7 protein-coding genes and 1 pseudogene are annotated in these 7,089 nt (G+C 73.4%); 3 read left to right on the top strand and 5 right to left on the bottom strand.

Translation table 11 applies throughout. The features are described 5' to 3' along the window. The 3 genes and pseudogenes from NH602_RS26055 to NH602_RS26045 form a co-directional block, all read right to left on the bottom strand. Positions 1–254 (bottom strand): annotated as a pseudogene (locus tag NH602_RS26055) (hypothetical protein); the annotation flags it as partial. Position 255: 1 nt separating this feature from the next. Next, the gene (locus NH602_RS26050) at positions 256–714 is read right to left on the bottom strand and encodes a RidA family protein (protein ID WP_073576022.1); all 459 of its coding nucleotides are present in this window, start codon (positions 712–714) and stop codon (positions 256–258) included. Continuing rightward, positions 711–881 (bottom strand): DUF4177 domain-containing protein, encoded by a 171-nt coding sequence (locus NH602_RS26045; protein WP_139282840.1) that lies wholly within the window; start codon positions 879–881, stop codon positions 711–713. Before NH602_RS26045 ends, NH602_RS26050 begins: the two co-directional genes overlap by 4 nt. Before the next feature lie 165 nt (positions 882–1,046). On the opposite strand from NH602_RS26045, the gene NH602_RS26040 reads away from it, so the two are divergent. Next, positions 1,047–2,099: an ArsA-related P-loop ATPase gene (locus NH602_RS26040; protein WP_073576021.1), complete on the top strand. Its 1,053-nt coding sequence runs from the start codon at positions 1,047–1,049 to the stop codon at positions 2,097–2,099. Continuing rightward, positions 2,096–3,235: an ArsA family ATPase gene (locus NH602_RS26035; RefSeq protein ID WP_100879014.1), complete on the top strand. Its 1,140-nt coding sequence runs from the start codon at positions 2,096–2,098 to the stop codon at positions 3,233–3,235. Before NH602_RS26040 ends, NH602_RS26035 begins: the two co-directional genes overlap by 4 nt. 295 nt (positions 3,236–3,530) lie before the next feature. Here the strand turns inward: NH602_RS26035 and NH602_RS26030 are convergent, their stop codons facing one another. Then, entirely contained in the window at positions 3,531–4,208 is a 678-nt protein-coding gene (locus NH602_RS26030; RefSeq protein ID WP_253069165.1) for a class I SAM-dependent methyltransferase, read from the bottom strand. Positions 4,209–4,226: 18 nt separating this feature from the next. After that, complete coding sequence (locus NH602_RS26025; protein ID WP_100879013.1) at positions 4,227–4,589, bottom strand: WhiB family transcriptional regulator; 363 nt, start codon at positions 4,587–4,589, stop codon at positions 4,227–4,229. A 155-nt stretch (positions 4,590–4,744) separates the two neighbouring features. Between NH602_RS26025 and NH602_RS26020 the strand changes: the two genes are divergently transcribed. Further along, on the top strand, positions 4,745–7,089 hold a 2,345-nt coding region (locus NH602_RS26020), incomplete at its 3' end, for a transglycosylase domain-containing protein (protein ID WP_253069164.1).

Raw genomic sequence — 7,089 nt, 5'->3', positions numbered from 1 at the left:
GTGCCGGGCAGCACCGCCTCGACCAGGCGCCGCGACGGCGCGTCCGGCCCGACGACCTCCGCGAGCAGCGTGCGCTCGTGCCCGGTCAGCCCGATCCGGTGCCGCAGCAGCGTGCGCGGCAGGACCGCGCCCAGCGCCGCGGTGTCCCCGGCGGCCAGCCAGTCGCGCAGCCGCCAGAGCAGCTCGTCGGGGAACCGGCCGGCGAGCCGCAGCAGCAGCTCGTGACCGGCCGGGACCCCGGCGAGCCGATCCATGTCAGCCGCCGACCTCGACCGTCAGCTCCACCTCGACCGGCACGTCCAGCGGCAGCACCGCGACGCCGACGGCCGACCGGGCGTGTGCCCCGGCCTCGCCGAACACCTCGCCGAGCAGGTCCGACGCGCCGTTGATCACGCCGGGCTGGCCGGAGAACGAGGGGTCCGACGCGACGAACCCGACGACCTTCACGACGCCGGTGACGCTGTCGAGGCCGACCAGCCCGTCGATCGCGGCGAGCGCGTTCAGCGTGCAGATCCGGGCCAGGTCGTACGCCTGCTCGGCGGTGACCGTGGCCCCGACCTTGCCGGTCGCGGCGACCTTCCCGTCCACGAACGGGACCTGCCCGGCGGTGAACACGAGGTTCCCGCTGCGCCGGGCCGGGATGTAGGCGCCGGCCGGTGCGGCCACCGCGGGCAGGGTCAGCCCCAGCTCCTTCAGTCGGGCGAGTGCGCTCACTGCTGCACCGGCCGCTTGAAGAACGCCACCAGCTGCTCGGCGTTCGCGCCGCTCGTCACCGTGACCAGTTCCCAGCCGTCCTGGCCGAAGTTGTCCAGGATCGCCTTGGTGTTGTGGATCAGCAGGGGGGCGGTCAGGTATTCCCACTTCACGACCGGGGAGCTCATGGGCGGGACTGTAACCCGGGCACCCGACACCGAACCGTCGTGGCGCGACGGATGGCCGTCCCCCTGCGACGGACGCCCACCGCCGGAGCGCGGGACGCGCCCCGTCCGTTGTGGGACGCACCTCGCCGACGGGCCGCTGTCGGTGGGCGCTCGTACGCTGGATCCGTGACCACGACCGTCCGGCCCGAGCCCGGAACCCGCCCCGACCCGTGGCCCGACGCGCTCTCCCGCGCGCGGTTCCACGTGGTGTCCGGCAAGGGGGGCACCGGCAAGACCACCGTGGCCGCCGCCCTCGCGCTGGCCCTCGCCGGCGGCGGGAAGCGGGTGCTGCTCGTCGAGGTGGAAGGTCGCCAGGGCATCGCCCAGGTCTTCGACACCGCCCCGCTGCCGTACGAGGAGCGCCGGATCGCCGTCGCGCCCGGCGGGGGCGAGGTGCGGGCGCTGGCCGTCGACGCCGAGGCCGCCCTGCTGGAGTACTTCGAGATGTTCTACCGGCTGGGTGTGGCCGGGCGGACGCTGCGCCGGATGGGCGCGATCGAGTTCGCGACGACGCTCGCCCCCGGCCTGCGTGACGTGCTGCTCACCGGCAAGGCCAAGGAGTGCGTCACCCGCACGGAGTCCGACGGTCTCCCCGCCTATGACGCAGTGGTCCTCGACGCGCCGCCCACCGGCCGTCTCGTGTCGTTCCTCGACGTCACCAGGGCGATGGCCGACCTGGCCAAGGCCGGGCCGATCCACGGGCAGGCCAAGGGCGTCGAGGCGCTCATCCACTCCCCGCTCACCGCGGTGCACCTGGTCACGCTGCTGTCGGACCTGCCCGTCACCGAGACGCTCGACGCCGCCGCCGAGCTCGACGCCGCCGGGATCCCGCTGGGCTCGGTCGTGGTGAACCGGATGCGCGAGCAGTGGTTGCCCGACCGCTCGGTCACCGCCGCCGCGGGCGGGCGGGTCGACGCGACCCGGATCCGCAACGGCCTGCAGAGCGCCGGGATCGAGCTGGCCCCCACCGAGATCGACGGCCTGGTCGCCGAGACCGTGGAGCACGCCGTCGCCGTCGAGGGGGAGACCGCCGCGCTGCGCCGCCTGGAGACCGAGCCGACCCCGCCGCTGCCGCGGCTCACGCTGCCCGCGCTGCTCGGCGGGGTGGACCTCGGCTCGCTCTACGAGCTGGCCGAGTCGATGACCGCGCAGGGTGTGCACCTGGAGGCCCGCCGATGACCGCCCCGCTGGACGTGGACGCCCTGATCGACGACCCGGGCACCCGGGTCATCGTGTGCTGCGGCTCGGGTGGCGTCGGCAAGACGACCACCTCCGCCGCGCTCGCGGTGCGCGCCGCCGAGCGCGGTCGTCAGGTCGTCGTGCTCACCATCGATCCGGCGCGCCGCCTGGCCCAGGCCCTCGGGGTGGACGAGCTGTCCAACGACCCCGCCCCGGTGAAGGCCGTCGACGGCGAACTCGCCGCGATGATGCTGGACATGCGCCGCACCTTCGACGAGATGGTGGAGTCGCACGCCCCGCCCGAACGGGCGCAGAAGATCATCGAGAACCCCTTCTACCAGACGATCTCCTCCTCCTTCTCCGGGACGCAGGAGTACATGGCGATGGAGAAGCTGGGCCAGCTGGCCGGTGCCGGGACGTGGGACCTCGTCGTCGTCGACACGCCGCCGTCGCGCTCGGCGCTGGACTTCCTCGACGCCCCGCAGCGCATGTCCCGTTTCCTCGACGGCCGCATGATCCGGCTGCTCGCCGCGCCCGCCCGGGCCGGTGGCCGCGGGCTGCGCCGGATCGTCGAGGCCGGGTTCGGGTTGTTCGCCAAGGCCGTCGGGTCGATCATCGGCGGGCAGATGCTGCAGGACGCGTCGGCGTTCGTACAGGCCTTCGACACCTTGTTCGGCGGGTTCGCCGAGCGGGCCGAGAAGACCTACGCGCTGCTGCGCTCGGAGGGGACGGCGTTCCTCGTCGTCGCCGCGCCGGAGCCGGACGCGCTGCGCGAGGCGGCGTACTTCACCGAGCGGCTGTCGTCGGAGGACATGCCGCTGGCCGGGCTCGTGCTGAACCGGACCCACCCAGTGCTCGCGCCGGTCTCCGCGGCGCGTGCGCGGGCCGCGGCCGAGCAGGTCGGCGGGCCGGGGTCGCAGATCGCGGCCGCGGTGCTGCGGCTGCACGCCGACCGCGTCGACCTGCACGAACGGGAGGAGCACCTGCTCACCCGGTTCTCCGCCGCCCACCCCGGCGTGTCGGTGACGCGGGTCCCCGCGCTGGCCGGCGACATCGCCGACCTCGACGGGCTGCGCCGGGTCGGCGCGCTGCTGGCCGGCGAGGCCGAGACCGGCGCCGCGGCGACGGCGGGCTGAGGCTCAGGACACGCCGAGCGCCGCCCGCAGCCGGGCCGACCGGGGCGCGAACACCTCCAGCACCCCGACCGCGCGCAGGCCGGGCAGCAGGTCCCGCAGGTGAGCGGCCAGACCGGCCTCGGCCGGGTGCCCCGCGGGCAGCGCCTCCAGGGACCGCGCCGTCGCGACGAACGCGGCGACCGTCCTCGTGCGTACCTGCGCTCCACCCAGCTCCTCCAGTCGGCGCTGGACCGTGTGGAGGCCGACCGGTTCGCGACGGTCTCGTCGAGGGCCTGCGCGATCCCGGGCGCTGATCTCAGGGCATCGAGAAGAAGATCATCGGGTTGCGTGAGGTCCCGCGGACGCCGGTGATCCCCAGCTCGGCCCGGACGGCGTCGAGCGCGCGCAGGTTCCGCGGCGCCGCCGCTCGCGAGGAGGTGAACCAGCCGGTGCCGCTGCGTTCCAGGTGCCGCAGCACCTCGGACCCCTCGGTGAACGGGCGCGCCCGGGGCAGGTGGAACACGTCGTGCACGCTGGTCGGGGTGCCGGTCGCGATCCGCCCGAACAGGTGCTCCAGGTACCAGCGGGCGAAGCGGCGCCCGTGGTCGGCGTCCACGAAGAGGTAGCCCGTGTCGGCCGGGACCTTCTCGACGGTCTCGCGCAGGTCCCCGCGGTGGAACGTCCAGCGCCCGGTCGACAGCTCCTCGGGCACGGTGCCGCACACGTGGTCGACCAGGTCGAACGACTGCAGGTGACCGGACCCGTTGTCGCGCAGCGCGGACAGGATCCAGGTGGTGGACCAGCCGTAGTAGGTGCCGACCTCCACCACCTGCGACGGCCGGTGGTGGCGCAGCAGCAGGTAGGTCAGCTCGGCCTCGACGTCGTCGAGCTGCGGGGTGATCGTGCCGTCGGCGAGGAGTTCCCGCTGCCGGTCGATCACCATGGCGAGGTCGTCGGCGTGCGTCCGGTAGAGGCCGGCCAGGAACTCGAGCACGCGCCTGACGCTATCGGGTCAGGCGCTCCTGCTGCGTCCGGCGTAGTGGTCGGAGCGCGCTCGCCCGAGCAGCGCGGCCCAGTCGCGCACGTCCGGGCGCCGGCGCAGGAGCGCGCGGCGCTCCCGCTCGGTCATCCCGCCCCACACGCCGAACTCGACCCGGTGGTCCAGGGCGTGTGCCAGGCACTCGGTGCGGACCGGGCAGGACAGGCAGAACTCGCGGGCCTCGCGCTGGTCGGCACCGGTGACGAACAGGTTCTCGGCGTCGGAGGTGCGGCAGCGTGCGGCCGCACGCCAGTTCCAGACCGCGGTGCAGGCGCGGACGACGACGGCGGGGCGCAGGCGGGGCCTGCCGGTGACGGGACGCAGCGTGTCGAGCATCGGGTCGCCTCTCGGGCCGGGGCGGGCCCGGTGGCCCGCGACGTGATGCCTCGATCCTGGGACGCGGAGGGTGCCCGGGTCAGCGCGCAAAACTACGCAACCTGGGGACACGAGCCTGACCGTGTCCTGACCTCCCGGCCCGTAGGCTTGTCCCTGTGAGGTTCCCCCGGCGTCTGCTCCGCCCGCTCGGCGTCCTCGCCGGCCTGTGCATCCTGCTCGGTGTGGTCACGGCGGGCATGGCCTTCCCGCTGGTCGGCGGTCTCGGCGTGCTGTCCAACGAGGCGGGTGACAGCGTCACGTCGAGCTCGGCGGACCTGGTCGGCACCCGCCCGCCGCTGACGACGACGCTCACCGACTCCGACGGCCGCCCGATCGCCTACCTGTTCGACCAGAACCGCACCGAGGTCACGAACGACCAGATCTCGACCGCGATGAAGGGCGCGATGCTGGCGATCGAGGACCGCCGGTTCTACGAGCACGACGGCGTCGACTGGCAGGGCACGCTGCGCGCGGTCGTCGCGAACTCGGCGTCCGGCGACGTCGTCCAGGGTGCCTCGACGATCACCCAGCAGTACGTCAAGAACTACATGCTCTACGTCGACGCGACGAGTGAGGCCGAGCGGCTCAAGGCCACCGAGCAGACCCCGGCCCGCAAGCTCAAGGAGGCGCGGATCGCCCTGCAGCTGGAGCGCCAGCTGTCCAAGGACGAGATCCTCAACCGCTACCTCAACATCGTCTTCCTGGGCAACGGGTCCTACGGCGTCGCCGCCGGGGCGCGCACCTACTTCAACACCACGCCGGACAAGCTGACCGTCCCGCAGGCCGCGATGCTCGCCGGGATGGTCCGCTCGACGAACCAGTTCGACCCGGTGCAGAAGCCGGAGGCCGCCCTGCAGCGGCGCAACGTCGTCATCGACCAGATGCGCCAGCAGCAGATGATCGACGACGCCCAGGCGAAGCAGGCCATGGCCGCTCCGCTCGGCATCGCGAACCCGCTGGTCCGCGTGCCGAACGGCTGCAACGGCGCCGGCGACATGGGCTTCTTCTGCAAGTACGTGACGCAGTACCTCACCGAGGCCGGCTTCACCGAGGAGCAGATCCAGCGCGGCGGCTACACCATCCGCACCACCCTGGACCGCCGCGCGATGACCGAGGTCAAGCGCTCCCTCGACAAGGAGGTGCCGCCGGACACCCCCAACGTCGCGAACGTGATGTCGCTGGTCCAGCCCGGCCAGGACAAGCACCGCGTGCTCGCGATGGGGTCGAGCCGCACGTTCGGTCTGAACGCCGACGCCGAGGAGACCAGCTACGGCCTGCCGTACCAGCCGGTCAACCTCGGGGCCGGGTCCACGTACAAGATTTTCACCGCGGCCACCGCGCTGGAGAAGGGCCTCGGCATCAACTACTCGATGCAGGTGCCGCCCTCGGGCTACGCCTCCCCGATCTACGTCGACGGCAGCGGGCGACCCGTCCCGGTCGCGAACGCCGGCAACTACCCCGGCCGGATGAGCCTGACCGACGCGCTCGCGCAGTCGCCGAACACCGCGTTCATCAAGCTCGAGGAGTTCACCGGGGTGCCGGACGTGGTCGACATGGCCGTCCGCCTCGGCATGAAGTCCCTGGCCACGACGCCGTTCGTCGACCCGGGCACCGGCAAGCGCACCGACCGCTCGATCGCCGAGGTGATCAAGGACCAGCGGCTCGCGTCGTTCACGCTCGGCGTCACCCCGACGTCGGTGCTGGAGCTGGCCAACGTCGGCGCCACCCTGTTCTCCCAGGGCAGGTGGTGCCCGCCGACACCGATCGACTCGATCACCGATGCCGAGGGCAAGCCCGTCCCGATCACCGAGGAGCCCTGCCAGCAGGCCGTCGAGCCCGCCCTGGCGAACACCCTCGTCACCGGCCTGAGCAAGGACGACATCGCCGGCACCTCCGCCGCCGCCGCGAAGGCCGCCGGCTGGACCCGGCCGATGGCGGGCAAGACCGGGACGACCCAGCAGCACAAGTCGGCCGCGTTCATGGGCGCGATCCCGGAGATGGCCGGAGCGGTCATCACTTTCGACAACTCCAACCGCCCGCAACCCCTCTGCGACGGCGGCGGCGCCCCCTTCGCCTGCGGGAACGGCAACATCTTCGGCGGCAAGACCCCGGCCCGGACGTGGTACGGCGCGGTGACCCCGCTGGTGGCGAACACCCCGCCGACGCCCCTGCCCGCGACCGACCCCCGCTACCTCGACGGCGGCGCCGAGTCCCGCATCCCGGACGTCGTCGGCCGGTCGGTCGGCGCCGCCCGCGGTGAGCTGGAGGGCGCCGGCTGGCAGGTCACCACCCGCACCGTCGACAACAACGCTCCGGAGGGGACGGTCGTCGGGCAGGAGCCCCGCGGCGCCGCGCTCCCGGGTGAGCAGGTGACCTTGCAGGTCAGCAGTGGGTCGGTGCCGGCCCCGCCGCCGCCCCCGGGCACCCCGACGCCCGGCCCGGCCCCGGGGCAGGACGGCGG

Source organism: Pseudonocardia sp. McavD-2-B (genome assembly GCF_024124365.1).
Taxonomy (GTDB): domain Bacteria; phylum Actinomycetota; class Actinomycetes; order Mycobacteriales; family Pseudonocardiaceae; genus Pseudonocardia; species Pseudonocardia alni.
This window is presented reverse-complemented; position numbering and strand designations above follow the sequence as displayed.